General features: G+C 61.7%; 27 protein-coding genes, 1 tRNA gene and 1 pseudogene. 18 read left to right on the top strand and 11 right to left on the bottom strand.

The window, feature by feature from the left end; translation table 11 throughout:
• The first annotated feature begins 93 nt into the window (after nucleotides 1-93).
• From dnaG to NKJ35_RS09225, 6 genes and pseudogenes are all read left to right on the top strand, one after another.
• Nucleotides 94-2,055, top strand: coding sequence for a DNA primase (gene dnaG / locus NKJ35_RS09250; protein WP_352506763.1), 1,962 nt, complete (start codon nucleotides 94-96; stop codon nucleotides 2,053-2,055).
• A 374-nt stretch (nucleotides 2,056-2,429) separates the two neighbouring features.
• On the top strand, nucleotides 2,430-4,451 hold the full coding sequence (gene rpoD / locus NKJ35_RS09245; protein WP_023678297.1) for an RNA polymerase sigma factor RpoD: 2,022 nt from the start codon (nucleotides 2,430-2,432) through the stop codon (nucleotides 4,449-4,451).
• Between the two features lie 115 nt (nucleotides 4,452-4,566).
• Nucleotides 4,567-5,052, top strand: a complete 486-nt coding sequence (locus NKJ35_RS09240; protein WP_352646443.1) for a hypothetical protein — start codon at nucleotides 4,567-4,569, stop codon at nucleotides 5,050-5,052.
• A 119-nt stretch (nucleotides 5,053-5,171) separates the two neighbouring features.
• A pseudogene (locus NKJ35_RS09235) lies at nucleotides 5,172-5,601 on the top strand (sigma-70 family RNA polymerase sigma factor); the annotation flags it as partial.
• A 207-nt stretch (nucleotides 5,602-5,808) separates the two neighbouring features.
• The gene (locus tag NKJ35_RS09230) at nucleotides 5,809-6,102 is read left to right on the top strand and encodes a GYD domain-containing protein (protein ID WP_352450720.1); all 294 of its coding nucleotides are present in this window, start codon (nucleotides 5,809-5,811) and stop codon (nucleotides 6,100-6,102) included.
• A gap of 105 nt (nucleotides 6,103-6,207) precedes the next feature.
• A complete protein-coding gene (locus NKJ35_RS09225) occupies nucleotides 6,208-6,588 on the top strand; it encodes a thiol-disulfide oxidoreductase DCC family protein (RefSeq protein ID WP_352646441.1) in 381 nt (126 codons plus the stop codon).
• Nucleotides 6,589-6,648: 60 nt separating this feature from the next.
• Here NKJ35_RS09225 and NKJ35_RS09220 read toward each other — a convergent pair whose 3' ends face one another.
• Nucleotides 6,649-6,795 carry a hypothetical protein gene (locus tag NKJ35_RS09220; RefSeq protein ID WP_352646439.1) on the bottom strand — a complete coding sequence of 49 codons (147 nt, stop codon included), beginning with the start codon at nucleotides 6,793-6,795 and terminating at the stop codon, nucleotides 6,649-6,651.
• 219 nt (nucleotides 6,796-7,014) lie between these two features.
• Between NKJ35_RS09220 and NKJ35_RS09215 the strand changes: the two genes are divergently transcribed.
• Nucleotides 7,015-7,695 (top strand): PadR family transcriptional regulator, encoded by a 681-nt coding sequence (locus tag NKJ35_RS09215; protein WP_352646437.1) that lies wholly within the window; start codon nucleotides 7,015-7,017, stop codon nucleotides 7,693-7,695.
• 113 nt (nucleotides 7,696-7,808) lie between these two features.
• The gene (locus NKJ35_RS09210) at nucleotides 7,809-8,099 is read left to right on the top strand and encodes an HlyU family transcriptional regulator (RefSeq protein WP_023678291.1); all 291 of its coding nucleotides are present in this window, start codon (nucleotides 7,809-7,811) and stop codon (nucleotides 8,097-8,099) included.
• A 5-nt stretch (nucleotides 8,100-8,104) separates the two neighbouring features.
• Here the strand turns inward: NKJ35_RS09210 and NKJ35_RS09205 are convergent, their stop codons facing one another.
• Together NKJ35_RS09205 and NKJ35_RS09200 are read right to left on the bottom strand one after the other, a co-directional pair.
• A complete protein-coding gene (locus NKJ35_RS09205; RefSeq protein ID WP_352646678.1) occupies nucleotides 8,105-8,434 on the bottom strand; it encodes a hypothetical protein in 330 nt (109 codons plus the stop codon).
• Between the two features lie 59 nt (nucleotides 8,435-8,493).
• Complete coding sequence (locus tag NKJ35_RS09200; RefSeq protein WP_352646435.1) at nucleotides 8,494-9,138, bottom strand: FMN-dependent NADH-azoreductase; 645 nt, start codon at nucleotides 9,136-9,138, stop codon at nucleotides 8,494-8,496.
• A 110-nt stretch (nucleotides 9,139-9,248) separates the two neighbouring features.
• Here NKJ35_RS09200 and NKJ35_RS09195 point away from each other — a divergent pair, with 110 nt between their 5' ends.
• Entirely contained in the window at nucleotides 9,249-10,205 is a 957-nt protein-coding gene (locus tag NKJ35_RS09195) for a LysR family transcriptional regulator (RefSeq protein ID WP_352646434.1), read from the top strand.
• Here the strand turns inward: NKJ35_RS09195 and NKJ35_RS09190 are convergent.
• Nucleotides 10,138-10,764, bottom strand: a complete 627-nt coding sequence (locus tag NKJ35_RS09190) for a TetR/AcrR family transcriptional regulator (protein ID WP_352646432.1) — start codon at nucleotides 10,762-10,764, stop codon at nucleotides 10,138-10,140. The two genes, NKJ35_RS09195 and NKJ35_RS09190, sit on opposite strands and share 68 nt — an antisense overlap.
• Nucleotides 10,765-10,831: 67 nt before the next feature.
• Between NKJ35_RS09190 and NKJ35_RS09185 the strand changes: the two genes are divergently transcribed.
• The gene (locus NKJ35_RS09185) at nucleotides 10,832-11,254 is read left to right on the top strand and encodes a VOC family protein (RefSeq protein ID WP_352646431.1); all 423 of its coding nucleotides are present in this window, start codon (nucleotides 10,832-10,834) and stop codon (nucleotides 11,252-11,254) included.
• Nucleotides 11,255-11,372: 118 nt separating this feature from the next.
• Nucleotides 11,373-12,284 carry an arginase family protein gene (locus NKJ35_RS09180; protein WP_352646429.1) on the top strand — a complete coding sequence of 304 codons (912 nt, stop codon included), beginning with the start codon at nucleotides 11,373-11,375 and terminating at the stop codon, nucleotides 12,282-12,284.
• Between the two features lie 120 nt (nucleotides 12,285-12,404).
• Here NKJ35_RS09180 and NKJ35_RS09175 read toward each other — a convergent pair whose 3' ends face one another.
• On the bottom strand, nucleotides 12,405-13,352 hold the full coding sequence (locus tag NKJ35_RS09175; protein ID WP_254820361.1) for a S1C family serine protease: 948 nt from the start codon (nucleotides 13,350-13,352) through the stop codon (nucleotides 12,405-12,407).
• 168 nt (nucleotides 13,353-13,520) lie between these two features.
• Between NKJ35_RS09175 and NKJ35_RS09170 the strand changes: the two genes are divergently transcribed.
• From NKJ35_RS09170 to NKJ35_RS09160, 3 genes are all read left to right on the top strand, one after another.
• Nucleotides 13,521-14,390, top strand: coding sequence for a S1C family serine protease (locus NKJ35_RS09170; protein ID WP_352646428.1), 870 nt, complete (start codon nucleotides 13,521-13,523; stop codon nucleotides 14,388-14,390).
• A 7-nt stretch (nucleotides 14,391-14,397) separates the two neighbouring features.
• On the top strand, nucleotides 14,398-15,030 hold the full coding sequence (locus NKJ35_RS09165; RefSeq protein ID WP_254820363.1) for a helix-turn-helix transcriptional regulator: 633 nt from the start codon (nucleotides 14,398-14,400) through the stop codon (nucleotides 15,028-15,030).
• Nucleotides 15,031-15,144: 114 nt separating this feature from the next.
• On the top strand, nucleotides 15,145-16,011 hold the full coding sequence (locus tag NKJ35_RS09160; protein ID WP_352646427.1) for an SDR family oxidoreductase: 867 nt from the start codon (nucleotides 15,145-15,147) through the stop codon (nucleotides 16,009-16,011).
• 53 nt (nucleotides 16,012-16,064) lie between these two features.
• On the opposite strand, the gene NKJ35_RS09155 is transcribed toward NKJ35_RS09160, so the two are convergent.
• Both NKJ35_RS09155 and NKJ35_RS09150 read right to left on the bottom strand, forming a co-directional pair.
• Complete coding sequence (locus tag NKJ35_RS09155; RefSeq protein ID WP_254820365.1) at nucleotides 16,065-16,580, bottom strand: TIGR00645 family protein; 516 nt, start codon at nucleotides 16,578-16,580, stop codon at nucleotides 16,065-16,067.
• Nucleotides 16,581-16,816: 236 nt separating this feature from the next.
• Nucleotides 16,817-18,082 carry an OmpA family protein gene (locus tag NKJ35_RS09150; RefSeq protein ID WP_352646425.1) on the bottom strand — a complete coding sequence of 422 codons (1,266 nt, stop codon included), beginning with the start codon at nucleotides 18,080-18,082 and terminating at the stop codon, nucleotides 16,817-16,819.
• 75 nt (nucleotides 18,083-18,157) lie between these two features.
• Here NKJ35_RS09150 and NKJ35_RS09145 point away from each other — a divergent pair, with 75 nt between their 5' ends.
• The 3 genes from NKJ35_RS09145 to NKJ35_RS09135 all read left to right on the top strand — a co-directional run bounded on the left by NKJ35_RS09145 (nucleotide 18,158) and on the right by NKJ35_RS09135 (nucleotide 20,284).
• Nucleotides 18,158-18,979, top strand: coding sequence for a hypothetical protein (locus tag NKJ35_RS09145; protein WP_352646424.1), 822 nt, complete (start codon nucleotides 18,158-18,160; stop codon nucleotides 18,977-18,979).
• A gap of 273 nt (nucleotides 18,980-19,252) precedes the next feature.
• Nucleotides 19,253-19,699: a YcgN family cysteine cluster protein gene (locus NKJ35_RS09140; protein WP_254820372.1), complete on the top strand. Its 447-nt coding sequence runs from the start codon at nucleotides 19,253-19,255 to the stop codon at nucleotides 19,697-19,699.
• 225 nt (nucleotides 19,700-19,924) lie between these two features.
• Nucleotides 19,925-20,284: a hypothetical protein gene (locus NKJ35_RS09135; RefSeq protein ID WP_352637442.1), complete on the top strand. Its 360-nt coding sequence runs from the start codon at nucleotides 19,925-19,927 to the stop codon at nucleotides 20,282-20,284.
• A 128-nt stretch (nucleotides 20,285-20,412) separates the two neighbouring features.
• Here the strand turns inward: NKJ35_RS09135 and NKJ35_RS09130 are convergent, their stop codons facing one another.
• Nucleotides 20,413-21,123 (bottom strand): SIMPL domain-containing protein, encoded by a 711-nt coding sequence (locus NKJ35_RS09130; protein WP_352506781.1) that lies wholly within the window; start codon nucleotides 21,121-21,123, stop codon nucleotides 20,413-20,415.
• Between the two features lie 180 nt (nucleotides 21,124-21,303).
• Between NKJ35_RS09130 and NKJ35_RS09125 the strand changes: the two genes are divergently transcribed.
• Nucleotides 21,304-21,379: transfer RNA gene (locus tag NKJ35_RS09125), tRNA-Ile, on the top strand.
• 21 nt (nucleotides 21,380-21,400) lie between these two features.
• Here the strand turns inward: NKJ35_RS09125 and NKJ35_RS09120 are convergent.
• From NKJ35_RS09120 to NKJ35_RS09110, 3 genes are all read right to left on the bottom strand, one after another.
• Complete coding sequence (locus NKJ35_RS09120) at nucleotides 21,401-22,618, bottom strand: tyrosine-type recombinase/integrase (protein WP_352457555.1); 1,218 nt, start codon at nucleotides 22,616-22,618, stop codon at nucleotides 21,401-21,403.
• 670 nt (nucleotides 22,619-23,288) lie between these two features.
• On the bottom strand, nucleotides 23,289-24,602 hold the full coding sequence (locus NKJ35_RS09115; protein ID WP_352548197.1) for an HlyD family type I secretion periplasmic adaptor subunit: 1,314 nt from the start codon (nucleotides 24,600-24,602) through the stop codon (nucleotides 23,289-23,291).
• A complete protein-coding gene (locus NKJ35_RS09110; RefSeq protein ID WP_352646676.1) occupies nucleotides 24,577-26,346 on the bottom strand; it encodes a type I secretion system permease/ATPase in 1,770 nt (589 codons plus the stop codon). Before NKJ35_RS09110 ends, NKJ35_RS09115 begins: the two co-directional genes overlap by 26 nt.
• Between the last annotated feature and the right edge of the window lie 108 nt (nucleotides 26,347-26,454).

The following is a 26,454-nucleotide window of genomic DNA, read 5'->3' as shown; positions in this document are numbered from 1 at the left end:
CTCTTTTTGACCTGTGAAAACCGGGTATGGTCGCCATTAGGAGTCGTCGGGCTTCGCCCGTGTGATTATATGAAGGCCAAACGAGCTGTCCCCATGCGCTTTCCGCCTGCTTTCCTCGACGAGATACGCGACCGCGTACCGATTTCTTCGGTGATCGGCCAGCGCGTCGCGTGGGACAGGAAGAAGACCAACGCGCCGCGTGGCGATTATTGGGCGTGCTGTCCGTTCCATGGCGAGAAGAGCCCGTCCTTCCATTGCGAGGACAAGAAGGGCCGTTATCACTGTTTCGGCTGCTCGGTTTCGGGCGACCATTTCAAGTTTTTGACCGAACTCGATGGGATGAGCTTTCCCGAGGCCGTCGAGAAGATCGCCGACATGGCCGGCGTGCCGATGCCGGTTCGCGATGCCGATGAGGAACGGCGCGAAAAGGAACGCGCCAGCCTGACCGATGTCATGGAGATGGCGACGGTGTTCTTCCAGGAACGGCTGCAGGGACCGGAAGGGGCAAAGGCCCGCGCCTACCTGCGCGACCGGGGGCTGACACCGGCGACGCAGCAGTCTTTCCGCCTCGGCTATGCCCCTGACAGCCGCAACGCGCTGAAGGAGCACCTTGCCGCCAAGGGCGTCCCCAAGGCCGACATAGAGGCGTGCGGGCTGGTGCGACATGGCGACGACGTGCCGGTCTCCTATGATTGGTTTCGCGACCGCATCATGTTCCCGATCCCGGATTCCAGGGGCAAGATCATCGCCTTCGGCGGGCGGGCACTGGCGCCGGATGCGCTGGCCAAATACATGAACTCGCCCGACACGGAGCTCTTCCACAAGGGCAACGTGCTCTACAATTTCGCCCGTGCGCGCCAAGCGCTCGGAAAGGGAGCGCTGGCCAAGGGCGGCACGGTCATTGCCGTAGAGGGCTACATGGATGTGATCGCGCTGGCGCAGGCCGGCTTCGAGAACGTGGTGGCGCCGCTCGGCACCGCATTGACTGAAAACCAGCTCGAACTTCTGTGGCGCATGGCCGGCGAGCCGGTGCTGTGCTTCGACGGCGACCAGGCCGGGCTGAAGGCAGCATGGCGCGCCGCCGACATGGCGCTGCCGGCGGTCCAGGCGGGCCGCTCCGTGCGGTTCGCCCTGCTGCCGGAGGGCAAGGATCCCGACGATCTGGTCAAGGGTGACGGACCGGATGCGTTCCGCGCCGTGCTTTCCGAGGCGCGGCCGCTGGCCGACCTCTTGTGGATGCGCGAGACCGCCGGCGGCATCTTCGATACGCCGGAACGGCGGGCGGAGCTCGAAAAGACGCTCCGCGAACTGACCAGCCGCATCCGCGACGAGAGCCTTCGCTATCACTACCAACAGGAAATGCGCGAGCGCGTGCAGAGCTTCTTCGGTGCCCAGCGCGGACGCCAGGGACGTCAGGACGGACGGCCCGGTGAGCGCTTCCCGGGCAGGGTCTCAGCACCCGGCGGACAGTTTGCACGTGGCGGCGGTGCCGGTGGGCGCACCGCGATCACCGAAAGCCTCGGCCGCTCGGCGCTGGTCAAACGCGGCGGCGAGGGCATGTCGGTGCGCGAGGCGACGATCATTGCGGCCCTCGTCAACCATCCCGTGCTGATCGACGAGAATTTCGCCCATGTCGAGTTCCTCGATCTCGCCAATTCCGATCTGAAGCGGCTGCATGCGGCCATCCTCGACGCCATGGCGCACGATATGGCCAACAACCGCGAGGCTGTAATCGCGACGATCGAGCGGGCCGGCTGCGGTGAGATCTGGCGGCGCGCGGTGGCGCTGATCAAACGTGCGCGGCAATGGCCGGCGCTGGAAACGGCAGCACTCGACGATGCTCGTGATGCGTTCAGCCAAGCTCTCCACTTGCAGCGCAGCGCGCGCACCTTACATAAGGAGCTGAAGCAGGCGGAAGCAGCGCTCGCCAGCGATCCCACGGACGAAAATTACCGGCACCTGGTCGAAATCCAGGCGCAATTTCGTGATGTGCAGGCAACGGAAGCGCTGATCGAAGGGTTTGGCGTATCGTCGGGCAGAGCTGGGCGCGTTTAGATCGAAGCCTCCAGAAGACTGAAATGTAAGGACGTGCTTGCGCGTTGAATCAAGCGTGCGGTGCTCTAAGTCGGGTAATTGATTCGCTTTTTTCATGCGAATCATGCGAGAGGCGCTTGACCTTCCGGCAGAATGGCGGAATCAGGTCGATTCGAAACGTTAACCCGCCCCGGCATCGACGGGAATGCAGCGATGTAAGGTACTGATCACTGGACAGGCAGTCTGCTTGCCACAGATATCAGGGTTAATCTGGACTTAACGAGAGATGCAGTTACTGGCCCGGTAAAGCGCGTTCTGGAAGGAGCGCATCCAATTTGACCGGACCGGCAGCTTACGCGGCTTTGATACTCAGCCGCTTGGAGAAAATAAAGACTATGGCGACAAAGGAAAAGGAAGAAGTCGAGACCGAACGCGAGGCCGCGACCGATGGCCCTCTGCTCGACCTTTCCGACGATGCTGTCAAGAAGATGATCAAGGCCGCCAAGAAGCGCGGCTATGTCACCATGGACGAGCTGAATTCGGTGCTGCCCTCGGAGGAAGTGACCTCCGAGCAGATCGAGGACACGATGGCCATGCTTTCCGACATGGGCATCAACGTGGTCGAGGACGACGAGCAGGGCGAGGAGCCCGAAGCCGCCGATACTGCCGCTGACGCCGAGGAAGACGCGAACGAACTCGCCGAGCAGACCGGCACCGCCGTCGCCGCCACCACGACCAAGAAAGAGCCGACCGACCGCACCGACGATCCGGTCCGCATGTATCTGCGCGAGATGGGCTCAGTCGAGCTTCTGTCGCGCGAGGGCGAAATCGCGATCGCCAAGCGCATCGAGGCCGGCCGCGAGACGATGATCGCGGGCCTGTGCGAAAGCCCGCTGACCTTCCAGGCCATCATCATCTGGCGTGACGAGCTCAACGAATCGAAGATCCTGCTGCGCGAGATCATCGACCTCGAGGCGACCTATGCCGGGCCGGAGGCCAAGCAGGCGCCGGTTGTCGAGCGTATCGAGGAAGCCAAGACCGAGGAAAAGTCGCGCCGTTCGCGCGAGGACGAGGACGACATCACCAACGTCGGCGGCGACACCCGTGGCCTGGTGGACGATGACGAGGAAGACGATGACGAGGCGAGCCTGTCGCTTGCGGCGATGGAAGCCGAACTGCGCCCGCAGGTGATGGAGACGCTCGACGTCATTGCCGACACCTACAAGAAACTGCGCAAGCTGCAGGACCAGCAGGTCGAGAACCGGCTGGCTGCCGCCGGCACGCTGTCGCCCAGTCAGGACCGCCGGCTGAAGGAATTGAAGGACCAACTGATCAAGGCGGTGAAGTCGCTGTCCTTGAACACGGCGCGCATCGAGGCGCTGGTCGAGCAGCTCTACGACATCAACAAGCGCCTAGTGCAGAACGAAGGCAAGCTGCTCAGGCTGGCCGAAAGCTATGGTGTGCGCCGCGAGGAATTCCTCAAAGAATATCAGGGCTCGGAGCTCGATCCGAACTGGACCCGCTCGATCGGCAATTTGACTTCGCGCGGCTGGAAGGAATTCACCAAGAACGAGAAGGACGCCATCCGCGACCTGCGCGCCGAGATCCAGAACCTCGCCACCGAGACGGCGATTTCGATCCAGGAATTCCGCAAGATCGTCAACCAGGTGCAGAAGGGCGAGCGCGAAGCCGCGATCGCCAAGAAGGAAATGGTCGAGGCCAATCTGCGCCTCGTCATTTCCATCGCCAAGAAATACACCAATCGCGGCCTGCAGTTCCTCGATCTGATCCAGGAGGGCAATATCGGCCTGATGAAGGCGGTCGACAAATTCGAATACCGCCGCGGCTACAAGTTCTCGACCTACGCGACGTGGTGGATCCGGCAGGCGATCACCCGTTCTATCGCCGACCAGGCGCGCACCATCCGCATTCCGGTGCACATGATCGAAACGATCAACAAAATCGTGCGCACCTCGCGCCAGATGCTGCATGAGATCGGCCGTGAGCCGACGCCGGAAGAGCTGGCGGAAAAGCTCGCCATGCCGCTGGAAAAAGTGCGCAAGGTGCTGAAGATCGCCAAGGAGCCGATCTCGCTCGAAACGCCGGTCGGCGACGAGGAGGATTCGCATCTGGGCGACTTCATCGAGGACAAGATGGCGATCCTGCCGATTGACGCGGCGATCCAGGCCAATTTGCGCGAGACGACGACGCGTGTATTGGCCTCGCTGACGCCGCGCGAAGAGCGCGTGCTCAGAATGCGCTTCGGCATCGGCATGAACACCGACCACACGCTTGAAGAGGTCGGCCAGCAATTCTCGGTCACCCGCGAGCGCATCCGCCAGATCGAAGCCAAGGCGCTGCGCAAGCTCAAACACCCGAGCCGGTCGCGCAAGCTGCGGAGCTTTCTGGATAGTTAGGCTAGTTTGCGTGGAGAATGCAGGAGTGAGATGGCCGTTGCGCCGCTGGCTTCTGCGTACTTTTATATTCTGTCTGGTTGGCCTTACCATTCAAACATGCGCTCTACTTGGAGCCATGATCTTCGGCTATTCCTTTGTGCCGTCGCAAATCTATGTCAGCGGCCACGATTTTATAGCGAAATCGGTAGCGATACCCGGTGGCTGCTTGATATTCGTTCTTTGCTGCCGAAAGTTCGCAAACGACTTTCAAGCCTGGGACGCATCCGCCAAGACCCTCATTCTTTCCGGTTTCGGCGTTCTTTTGTTGCCTTTCATTTTCGGGATTGTTGTCCGTGCAACGGTCCTAACCGCATACCCGCTTTGGGCCGCGGCACTGATGGGGAAGGATACGAAACTCGAATTTTCCGTCGATCACGTAGGGGGGCCGTCGTTTCGCTGTCCAAATAGAGTCGATCTGGCGCGCATGCCAACAATGACCGGTACTCTATGCGGTGTCCCTGACGACTTTCGTAAGACACTTCATCAGGGCATTCGGGTGATGTTGACCGGGCGCGGCACGGCTGACGGGCTTTTTGCGGCGGAAATTGATGTTGTTCAATAACTATAATTTCCACAGGGATTGTCCGTAGTGACAGCCGGATGAAAGCGGTTGACATTTGCATGATAGGGCAATGTCCATTGACTGTTCACCGCAGTCATAGTCCTCTCCTCTCCGGGCGGCTGCATGAGATCGGCCGTGAGCCGACGCCGGAAGAGCTGGCGGAAAAGCTCGCCATGCCGCTGGAAAAGTGCGCAAGGTGCTGAAGATCGCCAAGGAGCCGATCTCGCTCGAAACGCCGGTCGGCGACGAGGAGGATTCGCATCTGGGCGACTTCATCGAGGACAAGATGGCGATCCTGCCGATTGACGCGGCGATCCAGGCCAATTTGCGCGAGACGACGACGCGTGTATTGGCCTCGCTGACGCCGCGCGAAGAGCGGTGCTCAGAATGCGCTTCGGCATCGGCATGAACACCGACCACACGCTTGAAGAGGTCGGCCAGCAATTCTCGGTCACCCGCGAGCGCATCCGCCAGATCGAAGCCAAGGCGCTGCGCAAGCTCAAACACCCGAGCCGGTCGCGCAAGCTCAGAAGCTTCCTCGACAGCTGAGGCCGGGTGACGGATAAGCAGTTTCAAGGGCGCCGGTGGCGCCCTTTTCCGTTTGGGCACAGGCGATCACGATTGAACGCGCCGCTCTTGCGGGTCGTGCCCTACGGGAGGATAATTCCGCGACGGACGCATTCTCTGGGCGACAAACCCGGATGCCCGCCCCGGCGGTTGGACGCCGTGCTCCGTGGCACCGGAGGGAGGTGTGCCATGACAACTTACATCGTGCTGATCAACTGGACGGAGCAAGGCGCCAAAAACGTGCGCGAATCGCCGAAACGGCTCGATGCCGCCAAGAAGCTGCTGGGAGACATGGGCGGGTCCTTCAAGGCATTTTATCTCACCATGGGGGATTGCGACATGGTGGCCGTGCTCGAAGCGCCCGACGATGCCGTCCTGGCTCGTTTCTCGCTGATGCTGGCGACGGCCGGAAACGTCAGGACGCGGACACTCAAGGCTTTCCCGGAGGATGCCTATCGCGAGATCATCACCTCGCTCGGGTAAGTTGCGCTCCAGGACTAGCCGGCCATTCCGCGGCTGTCGTGTTGCGTTGCGGCGCAATGGCGTTTGCCGGATAGTCGGTGCGTCCCTCTGGTGCCGTTTCGAAACATGAGCAAGCCTCTGCTGACCGTCTGGTATAATACGCGCTGTCCGGTCTGTGATGCCGGCATCAGCCGGCAGAAGCGGCGGCTGGTCGAGGCGGTCAAGGCCGGGCGGATCGAATTTCGCGACATCAATGCCGAACCGACGGCGTTGGCCCGCTACGGCATAAGGCTGGAGGATATCCGGCGTCGGCTGCATGCGACCGACGCCGGTGTCAAATTGCTGGTCGGCGCCGATGTTGCCGTTGCGGTGTGGCTGATAACGCCGGGCGAGGGCTGGTTGGCGACGCTGTTCGGCAATCCGGCCGCACTGCCGTTGACGCGCTATGCCTATGATCGTTTCGCCGATCTGCTCTATGCCTGGAACCGGCGCAAAGGCCGCTGGTAACGGGTATCCATTCCTCTCGCACCGCCCGAGAAAGTTTCGAGCCTTTCGCATGCTCCGCTATCAAGCCGCGGGGTCGCGAAGCCAGCCAACGATGCGGCGCACCGCAGGCAGCACCGGCAGCAGCGTCGGAGGCAGCTTTCTGCGCGAGGTTTTCACAATCATCTGGGATTTTCGCTGAAGCATCCGGTTCGTCGCCTTGGCATCCATTCGCCGGTCTTCGGCGTAACTGCCCGGAACGGGGGCGTTGCTTCACGTTAGACGCCTGGGGAGTGGCCTTCGGCCCCTAGCGCGCTTCCTAACCGCCCTTGCCGGCGAAAACCAATCCTGCTGGCGCTATCTTCAGATACATCGTAAGATATATCTTGACTCCGTCGCTGCGAATACGTAGTTGAGATATATCTTAAGACATAACTCAAGGAGCAGACAATGCACAAAGACAATCATTTCGGGCGTCATCGTTTTGGCGAACACGCCGAGCGCGTTTTCATGCATATGGCCGGCAAGTTCGGCGGACGCGGCGGCGGCTTCGGCCCGTTCGGGCATGGCATGAGAGGCGGACGCGGCGGGCCGGGCGACATGTTCCGCGCCGGGCGCATGCTGGCCGACGGCGACCTCAAGCTGATCACGCTGTCGCTTCTGGCCGAGGCGCCGCGGCACGGCTACGACATCATCAAGGCGCTGGAGGAGCGCACCAGCGGCTTCTACAGCCCGAGCCCCGGCGTGGTCTACCCGACACTGACCTTCCTGGAAGAGGCCGGCTACGCCGTTTCTGCGGCGGACGGCAACAAGAAGGTGTTTTCAATCACCGAGGCTGGGCAGGCGCACCTCAACCAAAATCGCGAGATGATCGACCACGTGCTCGAACATCTCGAGCGCTTCGGCCGCAAGATGGCTAAGGCGCGCGACTGGTTCGGCTGGAACGATGACGGCGACGGTGGCCGGCGCGGCCGCGGCCGCTCGGAAAAGCGCGACGAGTTTCGCGCCGTGCGCCACCGGCTGCGCGCCGCGCTCGGCGAAATCGTCGATGCGCCTGAAGCAAAGCAGGCCGAGGCAATCAGCATATTGGAAGCTGCCGCAGAGGCCTTGGAAGCGTTGTCGCGCGACTGACCTCTGAGTGCCAAGCCAGCTGCGGCCCTTGCCCGCTCGGCCTAGGACCGGTACTGAAAATCATCCTGCACCGCGCTATGTGGTGCAGGATGATTGCCGTTGGAGGATACCCCATGTCTTTTCTGAAGCGTCTTTTTGGCGGAGGCAACGAAGCCGCCGAGCCAAAGACAGCGGCGCCGGCAAAGCAGATCGAGCACAAGGGCTTTTTGATCAGCGCCACGCCCTACAAGGCCGAGGGCCAGTACCAGACCTGCGGCGTGGTTTCGAAGGAGATCGACGGCGTGATGAAGGAGCACAAATTCATCCGCGCCGACCGCTTTGCCGGGCTTGACGACGCTGTCGACATCTCGATCAAAAAGGGCATCCAACTGGTCGACGAGCAAGGCGAAAAGATCTTCGGGTAGATCGGCTACCACAGCCTTGGGTCGATTGGCCCGCTTTCTAACGCCAGCACGGCGAAGACACACTCGTGAACCCGGCGTAGCGGCTGCTTGGCGACAAATCGCGTCAGTGCTTCGTGGCCAAGTGCGAACTCCCGGAGCGCCAGGCTGCGCTTGCCGGCCAGGCCGCGTTCTCGGAGGCGGACGAGATTGTTGGGCGCGTCATATTCGGGACCATAGATGATGCGCAAATATTCCGGGCCGCGGACCTTCAGCGCCGGCTGGATGAGCCCCTTCTTGCCAGGGCTGACGAATAACCAATGGCAGTTGTGTGGCCCACCACAATAGGTTGTCGCCAACGAGTACAAGGGCAGGCGCCAGGCGCCTGCCCTTGTACAATTCAGACGATGCTGACGCTCTACGCCGCGGTGGCCACGCGCTCGGCACTACCGTTCGCGGCCGCAATGGCGTCGACCTTGGCCGACGCCTTGGCCAGCGCTGCTGCCACCGCATCGGCGCCCATCCCGACTCCTTCGATGCGGATGACCTCGACATCGTTCATGCCGAGAAAGCCGAGTACGCTGCGCAGGTAGGGAATGGCGTGATCGAACTGCACGGCCGCACCTTCGGAATAGATGCCGCCCGAAGCCAGCACGATATAGACCTTCTTGCCGGTGACGAGGCCCTTGGGGCCGTTCTCGCCATAGGCAAAGCTCTTGCCGGAACGGGCAATGTGATCGACCCAGGACTTCAGCGTCGAAGAGATGTTGAAGTTGATGAAGCCGGTGGCGAGAATGACGGTCTCGGCCGCAAACAGCTCGTCCAGCACCGTGTCGGAAACGCCGACGACCTCAGCCTGGCGCTGGCTGCGCGCTTCGACCGGCATATATATGCCGGTCGAATAGTCGGGGTCGATATGCGGCAGCGGGTTGGCTACCAGGTCGCGGGCGACAAGCCTGGCCGAGGGATTGGCGGCAAGCAGCTTCTCGGCGAGTTCGGTGGCGATGCGGGTCGAGTGCGAGGCGGCGCCGCGTGGGCTGGATGTGACAAGAAGGATCGACATGATGGGTCTCCAGGGTTGGACTTAAAATCTCCCGGCAAATATGTGTGCGCAGACCCATTTGAAAAACTGGTATATTTTGTATATGATCCATCTAAATTGTGGATTGAACGATGCAACCGAACCCGACGCTTGACCAACTGCAGATACTGGTTGCGGTGGCCGAGACCGGCAGCTTCTCGGCCGCCGGCCGCAAATTGAATCGCGCGCAATCGGTGATCAGCTACGCTATCGCCAACCTCGAAGCGCAGCTCGGGCTGAAGCTGTTCGAGCGCGAGGGCACGCGTGAACCGCAACTGACCGATGTCGGCAAGGCGACGCTGGAAGATGCGCGACGCATGGTCGGCGTGCTGCAACGCATCCGCTCGCGTGTCGACGGATACCGGCAGGGATTGGAGGCGGAAGTTACGCTGTCGGTCGACGTGACACTGCCGTCGCCGGTGCTGGTTCGGGTGCTAAAGGCATTCGAGGCGCAGTTCCCGGCAGTGACGCTGCGTCTGCATATCGGCTCGCTTGGCCTGATCCTCGATCATGTTGTCGGCGGACAGGCCGATCTCGGCATCGGGGGGCTTCTGGGTGAGACGGACGTGAATCTGCTTCGCATCGGCTTCATCTCCCTGGTGCCAGCTGCAGCGCCTGAACACCCGCTGGCGCTGCTGCCGAGACCAGTGGCGCTAGAGGATGTCCGCGAACACATCCAGCTGGTCGTCTCGGACCAGTCCGAGCGTACGCGCGGGCGTGACTATGGCGTCTTCGCCTACCGCACCTGGCGGCTGACGGATGTGCGCACCAAGCACGTGCTGATGCGCGAGGGGCTGGGCTGGGGCGGGCTGCCGCGCTGGCTGATTGCCGATGATCTGGCGAACGGCCGGCTCGTCGAACTCGACCTCGAGCCTTACAGCGAAGTCCGCTCGCCGCTCTATGCCATGCATCGCGCCGATCGCAGCCCGAAACCGGCGGCCGCCTGGCTGATCGACCAGTTCAAGCGCCAACTCGGCTGTTTCAACGAGTTCGAGCCGGGCGAGGTGCCTGAGGAGGAGCCGGAGACAGGCCGTCGATCAGCGCCATGAGAACGGCGCGATAGTCCTCGATCGAGGCTCCAGCTTCAATGGCGAGCGATGCGCGGTCGAAGGCAGCGGCGAGCAAAGCGGTCAGTGCTTCCACAGGCAATCTCTTCATGGAGTGCGACCGCATCGCGGCGATAAGGCCCTCGCGCAGCGAACGGTTGCCATGGCGATTGTCGATCGCATCCATGGCGGCGCGGCCGAGCACGGCCGGGCCATCAAGCAGCAGGAGTCGAGTTCGGCCGGGGGCACGCATGGCAGCCAGATAGGCATCCGAGCCGGCAATCAGCGCATCGGGGGCAGATAGCGAAGGCGGCGACGCGCGTTCGATCTCTTCCGCGATGGCTTGCGCCTCCTGTTCGACCACAGCGGCAAACAGCGCCTGCTTGTCGGCAAAGTGATGATAGAGCGCGCCGCGCGTTACGCCGGTAGCGGCGACGATCTCGGGTGTGCTGGTCTCGGCATAGGATTTTTCGGTGAACAGTTTTCGCGCCGCGGCGATGAGCTCGGCGCGTGTCGCCTCGGTGCGATCGCGGTTGGAGCGGCGAGCGGATCGTTGTTGCATACATGCAGCCTGTATGTTAATTCCCATTTACATGCAGACTGTATGTTATTCGCCGGGAGAAGGAAAGATGAGGACGACGAGCTATTATCCGGTGCTGATGACGGGCGATGTTGCCGGCACTGCAGCCTTTTATATCGCGCATTTCGGCTTCAAGCCGCTGTTCGAGGCCGACTGGTACGTCCATCTGCGCTCGGCAGAAGATCGTCGCGTCAACCTCGGCATCGTCCAGGGCGATCATGAGACGATCCCGAAGGAGGGGCGGGGCCGCACCTCCGGCCTGCTGATCAATTTCGAGGTCAGGGATGCGGATGCCGTCTATGAGCGGATCACCGCCGCCGGGCTACCGATCCTGCGAACGCTGTGCGACGAACCCTTCGGCCAGCGCCACTTTATCACCAGGGATCCCAACGGCGTGCTGATCGACGTGATCAAGCCGATCCCGCCGAGCACGGAATTCCTAGCGCAATATGCCGATGGCGCGGCGGGCTGAGCGAGACAGCGGCCGCTGGCAGGAACTGTCCGCAGACGCGACGTGAGGGCTTTAGCCGCGTGGCCGGTCACGCCCTTGCGGTTTATACTTAGGGGTTAATCAACCCTGGGCCTTCTCCATGCGTGAAATCTGCCTTGTCCGCGCACCCTCCAACCTTGGCCTCCGCCCGCTCCGGCCGGGGCATATTCCGGGGACCTGGCGCGCGCCGCGGGCTCTTACCGAAGCCGGCTTGGTCGAGATGCTTTCGCCCGCCAAGGTGGTTGATCTTGATCGGCCCGCCTATAGCACCGAGCCACAGCCCGGCACCCGGCTGCGCAACGGCAACGCCATACGCAGCTTCAATCTCGCACTCGCCGAAATCGTTGCCGGCGCGCTGGGACGAGGCGAGTTCCCGTTGGTCGTGGGCGGCGACTGCGCTGTCCTGCTTGGCGCGCTGGCCGCAGCACGGCGATCTGGTCCGGTTGCGCTGATCCATGTCGATGGCCACAGCGATTTCCGCCATCCGGGCAATTACGACGTCAACGCCTCACTCGGCTCGGCCGCCGGCATGGACCTTGCGCTCGCAACCGGACGTGGTGAGCCGTTGCTGACCGACTGGCCCGGCATCGCAAGACCGCTTGTCGCGGACGAACAGGTGATACAGATCGGCGAACGCGAGAACCGCAACGCCAACTTCGCCTGGCCGGACATCCATTCGACCGCGATGACGTTGATCGACGTCTTTGCCGTGCGCGAGCTTGGCGCGGCGAAGGTCCTGGACAAGACCTGGAGCACGTTGGCGCGAACCGGCTGGCCCCACTGGGTGCATTTTGACGTCGATGCGCTCGATCAGACAGTCATGCCGGCAGTGGATTCACCGGGCAGCCCCGGCATCGATCCTGACGATCTCGTCGACATTCTCACGGCGCTGGTGGCGGATCCGCGCTGCACCGGAATGGATATGACCATTTTCGATCCGGATCTCGATCCGACCGGCGAATTGGCCGCGCTGCTGGTTTCGCTGCTTGGCCGGATCTATGCGCCGCGATAGAGCCTGCCCATTCCGATAGGTTCGGGATGGGCTCTATCTTGTTTGACCATGATGTTGTCCGAAAAACCGGTTCCCACTTTTTGCTGCGCTGACCTTCGGTTCGGGATCAAGGTCGAGCACTCAGCTTCGCGCCACTGGCATCACCGTGACCTGAGTAATGCCGGAGCGGCGCACCACCGTGCACAGCGTCTCGTGGCCGATGCGCTCGGCGTCGAGCATGCGCACCAGATCGTCGACACCGGTGACCGGGCGGCCGTCGATGGCGGCAATGATGTCGCCTTCCCTGAGGCCGGCCTTGTCCGCCGGGCTGTTCTTTTCGACGGTGCGCAGGCGCACCGCCGTGCGGCTCGATACTTGCGACAAAAGGGCTGCGCGGCGCGGCAGGTTGGTGGTGTCGGCTGAAACGCCGATGAAGGCACGGCGCACGCGGCCGAAGCGGATGATTTCCGAGATGACGAAATTGGCCGTGTTGGAGGCAACCGCGAAGGCGATGCCTTGCGCACCATGGATCATCGCGGTGTTAACGCCTATCACCTCGCCGGCCGAGGACACCAGTGGTCCGCCGGAATTGCCGGGGTTGAGCGCGGCGTCGGTCTGGATGACGTCGTCGATCAGCCGGCCGGTGGAGGCACGCATCGAGCGGCCGAGTGCCGAGACGACGCCAGTGGTGACGGTCCATTCGAAGCCGAGCGGGTTGCCAATGGCAATTGCAATCTGGCCGCGCCTCAAACGCTTGGAATCGCCGAGCGGCGCAACGTCGGCAAAGTCACCGTCGGCGCGCACCAGCGCAATGTCGGTGTCGGGGTCGCGGCCGAGCACGCGGCCTTCCCTGGAAGCGCCGTCCGGCATTGATACGCGCACGCTGCGCGCATCGCCGACGACGTGGAAGTTGGTGACGACCAGCCCGTCCGGCGCGATGACGAAGCCGGAACCATGGCCGCCCGGGCCACCGATGCGCTCGATGCGGCAGACGGCGGGCCCGATGCGGTCGACGGCATCGGCGACCGTCGCCGAATAAGCATCGAGAAGGGCATCGTCATATTGCAATTGCTGAGCGGGCAGGGCCACCTGAGGACTCCGTTTGGAACAAGATGAACAATGCCTATATGTGCGGAGCAGCCGGACCGGCCGCGACCTGACCAGATGGCCAGTCAAATGCTCAACTAGCCGTCAGGCGAGTATCCGCCAACCCCCGCCGGGCGATATCTGGGTCACGAAGAACCCAGGAGACAAATCATGAGCGATTTCAATCTGAGCATGTTATCCGACGCCGTTGCCGACATCGCGGCAGCTGCGGCACCAGCGACGGCCAGCTTCGCGACGCACCACCGGACGTCAACTGCTTTCCACTGGCGGGACGGCTATTTCGTCACTGCCGAGGAGGCGGTCGAGGCCGGCGAGGAGATCGAGCTGACGTTTTCTTCGGGCCAAGCCGTCAAGGCCGAACTGGTCGGCCGCGACCCGTCCACCGGCACGGCCGTTTTGAAACCGGCCGGCGCGCCGAGCGCCCCGTCACTGGTAAAGGCGGAGGCGGTGCGGCCGGGCAATCTGGCAATCATCGCGGGCAATAGTGACGGTACGTCACTCGCCACCTTCGGCACGGTCGGCGAGGTCGGTCCGGCCTGGCGCTCGATGCGGGGCGGCACGATCGACCGGCGCATCAACCTTGCCGTCAATGCCGGCGGCCGTTTCGAGGGCGGCCCTGTGCTCGACGCCAAGGGCGGACTGATCGGTATGCTGCTGTTCGGGCCACGCCGGCGGGCACTGGTCATGCCTTACGAAACGATCGAACGGGCAGTCACGACGCTGCGCGAGAAGGGTCATGTGGCGCGCGGCTATCTTGGCGCCGGCCTGCATCCGGTCCGCAATGGTGATACACAGGGCGCCATGGTGATGAGCCTGGACGATAACGGCCCGGCGAAAGCAGCCGGTCTCAGCCTCGGCGACATCATCGTGTCGTGGAACGCAGAGGCGGTGCATGGCCCGCGCGAGCTGATCCGCAAGCTCGGACCAGACAGTGCCGGTGCCTTGGCGACACTCGGCGTGGTGCGCGGCGGCGAGAATCGTGAGGTTTCCCTGACCATCGGTGAAAAACCACTGAGCTGAGGGATAGATGGTAAGCGGTGAGGTCGCTGGCAGACGGCTGACGGTGCTGATCGCGCTCGCTGACGCCGAGCGCGCACGAAGTCTGTCTGCGGCTCTCGCCGCGACCGATGATCTGCGGCCGGTTCTGGCGGGCGACGTCGACGGGCGCGGGGCGGCGGATGTCGCCATCGTCGATGACCATGGAGTACAAGGCGGTCTCTTCGACGCGGCTATGCCTCGCGTGCTGCTATTATCGCGAGCGGCCCGTGAACGGCCGGCCGATACAGTGTTTGCCGTGCTGCCGGTGCAAGCGGACGAGTTGCTGATCGCCGCCGCCGCGCGGCTGGCGGCGGCGGGCTACCGGATTTCGCGCGACAGCCATGCTCTATCCGATCGGCACGATTTTACCTTCCATGACAGCGACCGGTTCGATGAGGAACCGACTGATGGGCACATCGCCCGGCCAACACTTTCGCCGCGCGAAAGCGAGGTGCTGGCGCTGCTGGCCGAGGGCGCGCCCAACAAGGTTATCGCGCGACGGCTGGACATCTCCGTGCACACGGCGAAGTTCCACGTCGCGGCTATCTTGACCAAGCTCGGTGCCGCCAACCGCACCGATGCGATCGCCATTGCCATGCGGCAGGGCTTGGTGCTGGTCTAGCTCGAATTGTCTCAAGGCCTACGCAGCGTAACCCGCATGCGGTGGGTTGGGCCTTGCGCGGCGGTTCTCAGCCGCGCAAGGATCGTGTCTTTCATGTTGCAGGGAGACGCAACGATGTCGCTCAAGGGAAAGACGCTATTCATCTCCGGCGGGTCGCGCGGCATCGGGCTGGCGATTGCGTTGCGCGCGGCGCGCGACGGCGCCAACGTGACGATCGCGGCCAAGACCGCCGAGCCGCATCCGAAGCTGCCGGGGACGATCCACACGGCGGCGCGAGAGATCGAGCGGGCCGGCGGCAAGGGGCTGCCAGCGCTGTGCGACATCCGTGATGAAGCGCAGGTCGCCGAAGCCGTCGCCAAAACCGTGGAGAGGTTCGGCGGCATCGATATTTGTATCAACAACGCCAGCGCCATCCAACTCACCGGCACGCTGGAGACCGACATGAAACGTTACGACCTGATGCACCAGATCAATACGCGCGGCACTTTTCTCGTCTCCAAAATGTGCATTCCATACTTAAGGTTGGCGGAAAATCCTCACATTTTGAACCTGGCACCGCCGCTCGACATGAAGGCCAAATGGTTCAAGAACCATGTCGCCTATACGATGGCGAAGTTCGGCATGTCGATGTGCACGTTGGGCATGAGCGCCGAGTTCGCCAGCGACGGCATCGCGGTCAATTCGCTATGGCCGATCTCAACCATCGACACGGCGGCGGTGCGCAACCTGCTGGGCGGAGCGACGGTGGCAGCGATGAGCCGTTCGCCCGACATCATGGCCGATGCGGCATACGCCATCCTGGTCAGGCCGTCGCGTGAGGCGACCGGCAATTTCTACATCGACGAAGAAGTGCTGCGTGCCGAGGGCGTCAGCGATTTCTCGACCTATGCGCCGGGCGCGACAGGCCCGCTCGCCGGCGACTTTTTTGTGCCGGACGAGGTGTTCGGCCGGACTGATACCAAAATCAAAGCTATCTACTGACGGAAGCATCTACCTACAGAAGTATCCCTCAAAAGACCGGCACAGACGCGTGCTCACTCCCCGGCTTTCTTGGCTTTGCCCAGGCCCATCAGCCGGTCGATATAAGCAAGCATGAATGCCGAGGCGACGAAGGCCAGATGAATGATGGTCAGCCACATCAGCTGGTCGGTCGTGTAGGAGACCGAGTTCAGGAACACCTGCAAGAGGTGGATCGAGGAGATCGCTACGATTGTCGAGGCGACCTTGACCTTCAGCGAGCCGACATCGATCGTGCCCAGCCAATGCACCTTGCCGTCATTTTCATCGAAGCGGCTGACGAAGTTTTCGTAGCCCGAGATGATCACCATCACCACCAGTGAGGCGACCAGCGCGGCATCGATGAGGCCGAGCATTTTCAGGATGGTGTCGGTGTCATCGAGCGTGAAGGCGACGGGAACGAACTCGAACAGCTTCTTGCCGAAGGACACGGCATAGATGGCAAGTGCCGCGCCCAGTCCGAGATAGAAGGCGACCAGCAGCCAGCGCGAGGCGAGAATGATCGATTCGATGGCAAGTTCGATGCGCTTCATGTGACGGTTCCGGGCTTCTTTGCGGAGCGCCGTATTTCGGGCAGGCTGCGGCGGTTTGCAAGGTCCTAAAAAAACGAAACCCCGCCGGGAGGGGACCGGCGGGGCTCGCGTGTCCCGCTGGAGTCGGGACAGGGCAGGGAAGCCCTGTCCAGAATTTGGGATTGGTAGCCGCGCGTTTCAAGATTGATGACCGCGCGACTCAATGGTTGATCGAATCGCGCGGTTCACATTGCGGTTTATTGGGCGCTGGCCACCGGCGCCACCAGGGGGGTAATCCGGCGGATGGCGACGCGCCGGTTCTCGCGATTGGGTCCCGACGTGTTGACCTTGAGATACTCCTCGCCATAACCCTGCGTCGTCAGGTTCTCCGGCGGGATGCCAAAGGCATTGGTCAGAGCTTCGGCGACCGCCTCGGCGCGGCGGTCGGACAGAGCGAGGTTCGCCTCCGGCGTGCCGACTGCATCGGTATGGCCTTCGATCAGGAAGGTCTCGGCCGGGTTTTTCTTCAGCAGCTTCTCCATGGCGTTGGCAACACCCTCCAGCTTCTGGACCTCGGTGTCGGAAATCGAAGCCGAACCGAACTCGAAGTTGAGCGTATCGAGGTCGATCCGGCGGGCGATGTCACGCACGCGGGCTGAGCGCTTGACCTCGTCGACCGAATAGAGGCGCTGGACCCTCTCCACCGGCGGCCGTTCGAGGAAGGTGTAATAGTCGTCCGGATCCTCGACCTCTTCGGAATCCAGAATGTACTCCTCTTGCGGAATGGCAAGGCGCATCGGCGGCAGGTCGTCGCCCGGGTCGCGCCAGTCTGCATCATCGTCATAGTAGCGCTCGTCGACATAGCTCAGCACATATTCGCGCCCGTCAGGCGCGATGCGTGAACGCTGGATGACGTCGCCGTAGCGGTTGCGGATAGTGACGATCCGGACACCATTGTCACGCTCGACGATTTCCCGCGTGCGATCGCCCGACAGGTCCTCATAATAGACATTCCTGGCGCCGCGGTGCATGCGCGGGGCATCGCTGCTTTCCACGAAGGTCTGGTTGTTGAACTGCAGGATGACGCGGTCGCCGAATTCCCTGACGACGTTGGCGCCCTGCGGGCGCGGACGGCGGCGAACATCCTCGATGTCGGGCGCACGCTCGACGCGCTTGCCTTTTTCCTCGGTCACCGGAACGATCTTTTCAGGCTTGATCTCCTGCTGGGCTGCCTTGTCGTCGGTAGGTGGCGGTCCCTCCTCGATCGGAGCAGGCTTCGGGGCTTCCACCTGGTTCTCGCCCTGCTGGGCTGGCTGGTTGCCCTGCTGCTTACCGGCATTTTGGCCGCGCTCCTTGCCGCCCTTGCGCTTGCGCAAGACATCCTTCTGGCTGTCCAGTATGGGCGCCTCGTTCGGGTTGGCGGCGGCTTCGCCCTGAGCAGGGAGCCCACCCTCGGCGGGTGCTGCCTGTTCGCCAGTCGTCGTGGGCTGCTCACCGGTTGCGGGCTGCTGTTCGCCGGTCACCGGCTCTTCCACAACGGGCTTCTTGCCACGCTTTTTCGCCTGGTTCTCGGGCTGTTCGCCTTGAGCAGGAGCCGCTTGCTTCTCGGTTGGAAGTGGCTCGGCCTGTGGGAGAGGCTCACCGGCGGGGCGTTCCTTCTTGCGCGGCGCCTGTTCGGCCGGTGCCGCCTCGATCTGCTGGTCTTGCTTGTTCTTCCTCTTGCGCGGATTGACTTGCTCGTTGTTGTCGTTCGCGGGTGCAGCCTGCTCGGCCGGCTGTTCGGCAGGCGCGGCCTCCTGCTGTTGCTGGTCGCGCTTCTTTCCCCGCGGCTTGAGCTGCCGCTGATCGTCGTTCGCGGGCGCAACCTGCCTGGCGGGTTGTTCAGCAGGTGCAGCTTCCTGCTGCTGGTCGCGCTTCTTCCTGCGCGGTTTGAGTTGCCGCTGATCGTCGTTCGCAGGCGCGGCCTGCTGGTCAGCCGGAGCGGCTTCGATCTGCTGCTGGTCGCGCTTCTTCCTGCGCGGTTTGAGTTGCTGCTGATCGTCGTTCGCAGGTGCGGCCTGCTGGTCAGCCGGAGCGGCTTCGATCTGCTGCTGCCTCTTCTTCCTTCGTTGATTTCCTTGCTGCTCTTCGCCAGAAGGCGCGAGCTGTTCGGCAGGCGCGGATTCACTCTGTTTTTGCTGCTCGCGCTTGTTCCTGCGCGGCTTCTGCTCGGGCTCGCCCGATTGTTCGGCGGGCGCCGCTTCGGATTGTTTTTGCCGGTCGCGCCTCTTGCCGGGCTTCTGTTCCGGCTCCGACTTTCCGCCTTGAGCGCAAGCGTCGGCCGATTCGCCCTCGGCACAATTCGACTGCGCCGGGATAAACATTGCGCTGTTCCGGGCGGGGCCGAATGCAGCATTGCCTTGCAGCGGGAACGCGCCTAACGGCGCGGACGCCATCAACAGGCCAAGCGCCGTGCCTGCCAGAATCCGTGGTTGGCGTTTCATCATAAACACTCCTTGTGGCGTCCCATCCCTGCCCAAACTTTCGGTAACCATGTTTGGTTCCTGTTTGTAGGTCTTAGCGGTGGCACGGGGCGATTGACCGGCGTTTTGAAGGCGACTTCGTGTCATTCGTATGTTCCTGGCGTATCGTTCGGACGAGGCGCAAGGGTTGCCGTGCTTGACCTTGAGGCGTCCGAGGGCCACATGCCGACAATGGACAAGCCGTTCTGGAAGACCAAGACGCTCGAGGCGATGACCCCGGCCGAGTGGGAATCACTCTGCGACGGCTGCGGCAAATGCTGCCTGTCCAAACTCGAAGACGAGGACACCGGAGAAATCTACTGGACCAGCGTCGGCTGCCGGCTGTTCGACGCTGGAAGCTGCCGCTGTTCCGACTATGCCAACCGGCTGGCGCGTGTTCCGGATTGTGTCGGGCTGACGCCGCAGAATGTGCGCACCATCAGCTGGCTGCCCAAGACTTGCGCTTACCGGCTGGTCGCCGAGGGCCGCGATCTCTATTGGTGGCACAGGCTGGTGTCTGGAAGCGACGAGACCGTGCACGAGGCCGGCATCTCGATGCGGGGCCGGGTCAGCGCCAGCGAGACCGACCTTGCCGAGCCGGACGACTATTTCGACCATATTCTCGCAGACGAGCCATAGGATTTCCTGCGGTAACGAAGACCGGGAACCATGGCAAAAGGGTACGTTCCCCATCTGCCCTGCATAGAACGGTTCCAGAGACGGAGAGACTAACGGCTGGCCCATTCTTGCCGCATGAACGGGGGATGAATGGCCGGTTCGCAAAAAATTCAGACAGGCGGGTGCATTCTCCTCCCATCGGTTCGACGAAAACGAGTTGAAACCCCTCAACAAGGAGAGAAGACAATGTTCAATACCATCAAGACGGTTGCTCTTTCGGCTCTTGTCGGCCTTGGCACGCTTGCTGCCATCCCCGCTCATGCTGACAGCATCTATCTCGGCTTCGGCAACAACCAGGATCCGCGCGTCGGCGTCTATACCGGCGACGAAGATGATGGTTACTATCGCGAACACCGCCGTCATGGCGGCTGGCGCCGGTCCTGTTCGCCGGAGCGTGCCATCGACAAGGCCGAACGCATGGGCCTGCACCGCGCCCGCATCATCGACATCAACCGCCGCACGGTCAAGGTCGCCGGCCGCCAGTATGGCGACCGTGTCGTGATCGTATTTGCCAACGAGCGCGGCTGTCCGATTATCTATCGCTAAGGTCTTCGGGCGTGCGGCCGGTTGACTTGCAGCCGGTAGAGTAGCGGAGCCCTTTCCGCCAGGACGGAAAGCGCGGCTCAAAAACCCGGAGGATCGATCCTCCGGGGTTTTGCATGTGCAAGCGATGATCATTTCAATTCGAAAGTCACCGTCACCTGTGCGGTATAGGAATTCTCGCCGGCTTGCACCGGGACCGACGCGCCAGCGGCATCGAATGCCTTGGCGTTGATCGGCATCGGCGGTGGTGCGAAATTCTGGTCGGTGATTTCCAGGACCCGGCCGATGCCGACGCCGGCCGCTTCGGCCAGCGTCTTGGCCTTGGCCATGGCATTGGCGACGGCCTTCTTGCGCGCCTCGGTGACGGCTGCCGCCGGATCGTCATTGGAGAAGGAGATGCCGCCGCCCTGGTTGACGCCGAGCGACACCGCCTTGTCGAGAATGTCGCCGGTCTTGTCGATGTCGCGGATGCGCACCGACAGCGTGTTGGTCACCTGATAGGCGACAAGCTCGGCCTCCTGGCTGCCGTCGGGCTTGTTGGTGTAGTTATAGCGCGGGTTGATCTGGATGCCCGCGGTCTGCAGGTCGCGCTCCTTGATGCCGGATGATTTCATTGCAGCGATCACCGCGGCCATGGCGTCGTTATTGGCATCGAGCGCTGCACGTGCCGTCTTGGCTTCACGCATGACGCTGAGCGTCAGCAGAGCCAGATCGGGTGCTATCGCCGCCTCGCCTTCACCGGTGACGACGATACGCGGCGGCGGTGGCGAATCGGCGGCGGCCGCGATCGCCGGAAATGCGACTGCGGCGGCAATCGCCAGGGGCAAAATACGTCTGGTCATAAAATCTCCTCGATCTGCGATCCCAAGGCAGCCGAGTAGGCCGCGTCCAATGGGCGACGTGCAATAGGTTATCAATATGGGCTGATTTGGGCGATCTCTGCCAGCCCCCTTGGAGCGCCTGCTTGGATAGCTTCGGAAAGCCTTGTGCGGTTCAGGGAAAAACACTAATCCAGCACCGTGGGGCCTGTAGCTCAATGGTTAGAGCCGGCGGCTCATAACCGCTTGGTTGGGGGTTCGAGTCCCTCCGGGCCCACCATTGGCTTTTGTGGCCGTTGATTTAATTGGATTTTTTGGCCATTTTTGTCCCACCTCTTTCAACCCCCTCAGAAAGTGGGACAATTTTGTTCTCTTTTCGATCGATAACCAGCAGGTATTTCGCCGCTCTCGCTACCTTCCGGCGACGCGCTTTCTTGATGTAGTGGTCGGGCTGCTGGTACGTAGTCCACCCATATATCGCCTTCAGCTGCTCGTGCGTCGCGCCGTTCTCAGCGGCGATCGTCGCGCCGGCCTTGCGAATTCCATGAGCACTGCAGTGCGGCAGCTCAGCTTGATCACACCACTGGCGCATCTTGTTGCCCAGACCGTTCTCCGAGAACGGGCGACCATACTCATTGACCAGGAAGGTCATCTGGTCGGAGGGCGTGTGCTCAAGTTCCGCCTCTAGTTCGGGCAGAAGCGGGAGCTCCACCAACACCGCATCCTTGTTACGACTGGTCTTCCCAGGCTTAATTCTGATCCACTTCTCCCACTGCTCGGTCTCCTCGTTGTAGACGAGCGTGATGTGCTGTCGACCGAAGATCGCGACGTCGGACAACCGCAGGCCAGTAAACATGAAGATCGAGAGCGCACGTCTGGCTGCGGTACCCAGCGGATGCCGCTTCTCATATTGAACGATCTCCGACACGTCCCATGGGTGCCAGCCGTCGCCGCTCTTTAGCCGTCTGATGCCGCGGGCGGGATTGGAGTCGACGCCCGGAATCTCTGTGTCCTTTGCCCACTCAAACATCGCGCTGATGGCTTTTACGATATTGTTTGCCGCGCCAAGGGCGTCGAGCCTGGTGTCCCTGATCTCCTTAACATGAGACCGTTTCATACCGGCGAATGGCAGAGATCCCTTGGTGGGATACTGAGGATCCGGGTCACCTTCGAGGGGATGAGGTAATTCGCATACGCGCTCCAGAATTGCTCGTCGGCGCGCCATAGTGTCTTGGGTGATTTCCGTGCCGCCCCGACGGTAATACTCCTGGCAAAGCCACAGCAACGTGCCTTTCTTCGCTGGCTCGGAAGGCTTGGGGAGGCGCCGGCAAATCTCGGGAAGAGTGCCGGGCCGAACATAAGTGACCTCGGCGCGCGCGCACCGCAGTTCCTCGAGGAACTCGTCGCTGCCGGTCGGTTCACGGAGCCGGACCTTCTTCCGACCCGGTGCGCGAAAATAGTACCGATCATTGCCGTGGCGATCAGTGTCCTTCACTACGCCCTTAAGATCGATTTTCACGGGCTCATCCGTCATGTTCGTGGTTTTCGATCCCAAGGATTGTCTAGTGGCGGCGAATCTTCGTCAAGCTTTGGTGCTCCTCCGATTTGGCGGTGAGGGAGCTTTCGAAAGGCCAATACAAGTTCCTCGACGTCCCAAACAATGCGCCCCTTGCTCGGCATTCGTGGCTGGGGCATCCGGCCGTCCTGGACCATTTCATCAAAGGTCGTTGAGCTTACGCCGATGAACGTCGCAGCCTGCTCGCGATTGATTCCTACCGGCGGGAGCGAGGGCGGCAAGACGCTCGGGGTGCGTAGCATCGGTTTAGCGCGTTGAAAGCGCGTTTTTGACGCCTGCCTGTCTTCCTATGTACCTGTCCGAATATTGCAGACGCTCAATCATGTCCTAGCCCTGTGCTTGCAGGCTCACCCTAGGTCTCCAGACCTCAGGATCGCTCAAGACACCGGACTCTTTTCCAGCCTTTGTGTACGATGATGGGTATCTTAATGCGCTCGAGGCCAAGAACTGAATGGTCGGCGACTTGGAAGGGCAAAATGACCGTGGAACCACGAATCTGAGTCAGAGGCGGAATCCAACTGAGGAAAGTATGGCTGTGTTTTCAGACGGTTATGACTCTCATGCATGCGTAACAACCAACAAGAATACCAACAAAATGTTTCTGTGGTTACTTTCATTCCTCATGGAATGCGCGACTGATTTGGTCCGACAGCGGCTTCACAAAATAAGAAAGCGCCGTACGCTCGCCCGTCTGGATCATCGCTTCGGCCGGCATGCCGGGCACGAGCGTCAGGTCCTTGAGCTTCGTCAGTTCCGCATGCGGAACCGACAGACGCACCAGGTAATACGAAACGCCGTTTTTTTCGTCCGTCGCCAGATCGGCTGCGATCCGGCTGACATATCCGTTCAATACCGGCGTGGTCCTCAGATTGAAGGCTGACATCCGCAGCACGGCCTTGTGACCAAGCTGGATTTGGTCGATGTCCTTCGGGGTGATTCGTGCTTCAAGCGCAAGATCGTCGCCTTCCGGCACAATTAGCATAATCGGATCGGCGGGCGTGATCACTCCTCCGACCGTATGAACTGCGAGTTGTTGAATGGCGCCTGACTGCGGCGCGACAATATCGATCCGTCGCAGTTCCTGTTCAGCCGCCACCTTGCGCTCAACATACTCCCCAACCTGCGCCTGAACCTCTCTGAGCTCCTGGCCGACTTCCGTCTTGAAATCCGGATCGATCTGCAGGATCTGCAGGCGCGTTTCGGCTATGCGGGCTGCCGTCTGTGCCTGATGTGCAATCTTCTCACCGCGTTCGCCGCCGAAAGTGGCAACCTGCGTCTTCAGACTGTTCAAGCGTTGGTCCGAGACAATGCCTTGGTCGCGCAGCCCACTCAGGGCAGCAATTTCCTTTTGAAGGATCTCGGTGCTTTTCTCACAAGCGATTGCCTGCGCCTTGAGCCCCTCGATCTCGTGCTCATATTGAGTGATGCGTTCCGCTAGCTGCGCCTGCCTTCCGTCGCGGGATTGTCTGCGGAATTCGAACAGCCGCGTCTCGCCATGTACTGCCGAAGCTACGTCCGGAACATCTCTGCGGGCGAGCAGCCAGTCCGGGAAGGCGATCTCCGCCAGATCGTCACGCTCAGCTTCGAGTCGTGCCAGGTTGGCGGCCAGCTCATCGAGCCGCTTGGTGACTACAGCGAGAGTGGCGCGCGTCTGGGTGGCGTCGAGCCGCATGAGGATGTCGCCGGCTTTTACTTTATCACCTTCGCTCACCAGGATTTCTCCCACCACCCCGCCGGTCGGGTGCTGCACCTTCTTCACATAGGAATCGACGACAAAGTGTCCGGACGCGACAACCGCGCCGGAGAGATTCGTGAAGGCCGCCCAGGCTCCGGCTCCTCCCACAAAGATCACGCTCGCCAGCAGGCCCGCCACCAGGTGCCGGCGAATGGACCTGGAAACGTCATTGTTCTGATGAATGCCGGACACCGGGATCCTCCATGTCAGCGCGCTCGTTATCCTGTGTAGACTCGATGGCCTTGACCCCAGCGCCTGATGCCATCGCTGCCCCCTTAAGGACTTTGGAAAGCGCCTCATCACGCGCACCGAATGCTCGCTGCCGTCCACCTTCCATCACCAACACCAAATCCACGGCGCGGATGGCGCTCGGCCGATGGGCAACGACAACCGCAATGCCCTTGCGCTCGCGCACGGAGGCGATCGCCTTGACAACCGCAGCCTCGCCTTCCGCATCGAGATTGGCATTGGGTTCATCCAGCACAACAAGGAAAGGGTCTCGATAAAGAGCACGGGCAAGACCGATACGCTGGCGCTGCCCGGCGGAAAGTGCCGATCCGGCCTCACCAATCGGAGTTTCGTAGCCGTGCTCAAATCGGAGGATCAGTTCGTGCGTGCCCGCTGCTTTCGCCGCGGTGACAATAGCCTCAGGGTCAGGATTATCTTCAAAACGAGCGATGTTTTCGGCAATGGTGCCGTCGAATAGTTCAACACCTTGCGGCAAATAGCCGATATGACGGCCTAGCGCTTCCCGGTCCCATTGATCGAGGCTTGCGCTGTCGATGCGAACCTTTCCGGCGACCGGCGCCCATGCGCCGACGATGGCGCGCGAGAGTGTCGACTTGCCCGAACCCGATGCACCGATGATCCCGAGTGCGCTTCCCGCCTGAACGGCAAACGCAAGGCCGGTCACGGTCGGCTTCCTTTCGCCGGGCGGAACGATTGTCACGCCTTCGAGGCGGAGTTCGCGTTCAGGTGCAGGCATTGGCATAACAGGAGCGGTTTCAGGAACCTTTCCCAAGAGGTCCTCCAGCCGCGCCCAACCCTGGCGCGCCATGAGGAAGGGTTTCCAGCTTGAAATGGCCAGATCGACCGGAGCCAGCGCACGCCCCATCGTGATCGAACTGGCAATCATGACCCCGGCCGTAGTCTCCTGCCTGATCACAAGGTACGCGCCGACGGCAAGAATGGCCGATTGCAGCAGCACGCGCAGCGACTTTGAAATGGCACCCAGCCCACCTGCCACGTCCCCGGCTTTCCGGCTGGCGGCCAGATACTTGGCATTGGCGTTGTGCCATCGGGCAGCGATCCGCTTTCCGAGACCGAGAGCTTGCACGACCTCGGCATTGCAACGCGCTGCTTGCAGTAGACCATTCCGTGCCATGTTGTGGGCAATGGTATCGCGTATCGGTCGTTGCGAGAGAGTGTTGGCAAGAAGTGTCAGAGATGTGAGACCGATCGCCCCGACAAGTGCCGTCATGCCGATCCAGAAATGAAAGAGGAAGCAAATGCCAAGATAAAGCAGCATCCATGGCAGATCGAAGAACGCTGTCGGGCCGTTTCCACCTAAGAATCCGCGAACATTGTCGAGATCGCGTAGCGGCTGCAAGCCGTCGCCCGGCATGCGCGTTGAAAGCGGAAGGCGAACGATCGCATCGTGAACGCGTCCGGAAAACTGTTCATCGAAACGCTCGCCAATCCGCAGCAGCACGCGCGCGCGCAAAATGTCGAGCAGGCACTGGAACGCATAAAGCCCTGTAGCAAGCACGACGAGCCCCACTAGCGTCGATACGCTGCCACTTGCCAGAACGCGGTCGTAGACCTGAAGCATGAACAGCGGCGAGATCAGCGCAAGCACGTTCACCACGCCGCTGATCAACAGAATTCCCCAAATAGCGGAAGTCAGAGGGAAAGGTCTCAAAGCTGAATCCTTCAAGGAATGGTTACTCACGTAGGTCTCCGTGAGGATCTGGCGACCCAGCTCCCCATATTGCTCCCCGAGCGGCGACCGACTGCATCCGCTCGCTGATTCAGGATCAGTGCT

Origin of the sequence: Mesorhizobium sp. M0136, assembly GCF_040322515.1 — a bacterium.
Taxonomy (GTDB): domain Bacteria; phylum Pseudomonadota; class Alphaproteobacteria; order Rhizobiales; family Rhizobiaceae; genus Mesorhizobium.
The sequence above is the reverse complement of the archived record's forward strand: the minus strand, read 5'-3'. Positions and strand labels throughout refer to the sequence as shown.

Coding starts and splice junctions, on each gene's coding strand:
- NKJ35_RS09165 (WP_254820363.1), top strand. CDS start 14,398: ATGGTAAGCGGTGAGGTCGCTGGCAGACGGCTGACGGTGCTGATCGCG.
- NKJ35_RS09130 (WP_352506781.1), bottom strand. CDS start 21,123: ATGACCAGACGTATTTTGCCCCTGGCGATTGCCGCCGCAGTCGCATTT.
- NKJ35_RS09185 (WP_352646431.1), top strand. CDS start 10,832: ATGAGGACGACGAGCTATTATCCGGTGCTGATGACGGGCGATGTTGCC.
- dnaG (WP_352506763.1), top strand. CDS start 94: ATGCGCTTTCCGCCTGCTTTCCTCGACGAGATACGCGACCGCGTACCG.
- NKJ35_RS09190 (WP_352646432.1), bottom strand. CDS start 10,764: ATGCAACAACGATCCGCTCGCCGCTCCAACCGCGATCGCACCGAGGCG.
- rpoD (WP_023678297.1), top strand. CDS start 2,430: ATGGCGACAAAGGAAAAGGAAGAAGTCGAGACCGAACGCGAGGCCGCG.
- NKJ35_RS09230 (WP_352450720.1), top strand. CDS start 5,809: ATGACAACTTACATCGTGCTGATCAACTGGACGGAGCAAGGCGCCAAA.
- NKJ35_RS09170 (WP_352646428.1), top strand. CDS start 13,521: ATGAGCGATTTCAATCTGAGCATGTTATCCGACGCCGTTGCCGACATC.
- NKJ35_RS09210 (WP_023678291.1), top strand. CDS start 7,809: ATGTCTTTTCTGAAGCGTCTTTTTGGCGGAGGCAACGAAGCCGCCGAG.
- NKJ35_RS09195 (WP_352646434.1), top strand. CDS start 9,249: ATGCAACCGAACCCGACGCTTGACCAACTGCAGATACTGGTTGCGGTG.
- NKJ35_RS09180 (WP_352646429.1), top strand. CDS start 11,373: ATGCGTGAAATCTGCCTTGTCCGCGCACCCTCCAACCTTGGCCTCCGC.
- NKJ35_RS09140 (WP_254820372.1), top strand. CDS start 19,253: ATGGACAAGCCGTTCTGGAAGACCAAGACGCTCGAGGCGATGACCCCG.
- NKJ35_RS09225 (WP_352646441.1), top strand. CDS start 6,208: ATGAGCAAGCCTCTGCTGACCGTCTGGTATAATACGCGCTGTCCGGTC.
- NKJ35_RS09160 (WP_352646427.1), top strand. CDS start 15,145: ATGTCGCTCAAGGGAAAGACGCTATTCATCTCCGGCGGGTCGCGCGGC.
- NKJ35_RS09135 (WP_352637442.1), top strand. CDS start 19,925: ATGTTCAATACCATCAAGACGGTTGCTCTTTCGGCTCTTGTCGGCCTT.
- NKJ35_RS09240 (WP_352646443.1), top strand. CDS start 4,567: ATGATCTTCGGCTATTCCTTTGTGCCGTCGCAAATCTATGTCAGCGGC.
- NKJ35_RS09200 (WP_352646435.1), bottom strand. CDS start 9,138: ATGTCGATCCTTCTTGTCACATCCAGCCCACGCGGCGCCGCCTCGCAC.
- NKJ35_RS09155 (WP_254820365.1), bottom strand. CDS start 16,580: ATGAAGCGCATCGAACTTGCCATCGAATCGATCATTCTCGCCTCGCGC.
- NKJ35_RS09220 (WP_352646439.1), bottom strand. CDS start 6,795: ATGGATGCCAAGGCGACGAACCGGATGCTTCAGCGAAAATCCCAGATG.
- NKJ35_RS09215 (WP_352646437.1), top strand. CDS start 7,015: ATGCACAAAGACAATCATTTCGGGCGTCATCGTTTTGGCGAACACGCC.